The following is a 653-nucleotide window of genomic DNA, read 5'->3' as shown; positions in this document are numbered from 1 at the left end:
GGGAACATCGGGCGTGAGGGTGCCGGTCCGTCGCCGGTGCGTGGGCACAGCAATGTGCAGGGCAACCGCACCTGCGGTATCGACCACCGGCCCAAGCCCGAGTTCCTCGACCGCCTGGCGGAGGTCTGCGGCATCGACCCGCCGCGTGAGCACGGCCTGGACACGGTGTCGAGTATCCAGGCGATGCTGGACGGTGATCTGAAGGTGTTCGTCGGGATGGGCGGGAACTTCGCGCTCGCCGCGCCCGACACCCCGGTCACGTACGAGGCGTTGCGGAACTGCGAGTTGACCGTGCAGGTCAGCACCAAGCTCAACCGCAGCCACATCGTGCACGGCCGTCAGGCGCTGATCCTGCCGTGCCTGGGCCGCACCGAGAAGGACCACCAGCGCGGCGGCGCCCAGAGCACGTCCGTCGAGGACGCGATGAGCATGGTGCACCTGTCCACCGGGATGAAGAAGCCCGCGTCGAAGCAGCTGCTGTCGGAGCCGGCGATCATCGCCGGGATGGCCCGCGCGGCGCTCCCGGACAGCTCCACGCGGTGGGAGTGGTACGTCGAGGACTACGACCGTATCCGCGACACGATGGCCCAGGTCCTGGACGGGTTCGAGGACTTCAACCGGCGTGTGCGGTTGCCGCTGGGCTTCCGGATCAA

The 653-nt window shown here is 68.6% G+C and carries 1 protein-coding gene; it reads left to right on the top strand.

Translation table 11 applies throughout. The features are described 5' to 3' along the window. On the top strand, positions 1–653 hold a 653-nt coding region (locus tag KUM39_RS27950; protein ID WP_504740073.1), incomplete at both ends, for a molybdopterin-binding domain-containing protein.

Source organism: Streptomyces corallincola, from assembly GCF_019104725.1.
GTDB classification, from domain to species: Bacteria; Actinomycetota; Actinomycetes; order Streptomycetales; family Streptomycetaceae; genus Streptomyces; species Streptomyces corallincola.
The sequence above is the reverse complement of the archived record's forward strand: the minus strand, read 5'-3'. Positions and strand labels throughout refer to the sequence as shown.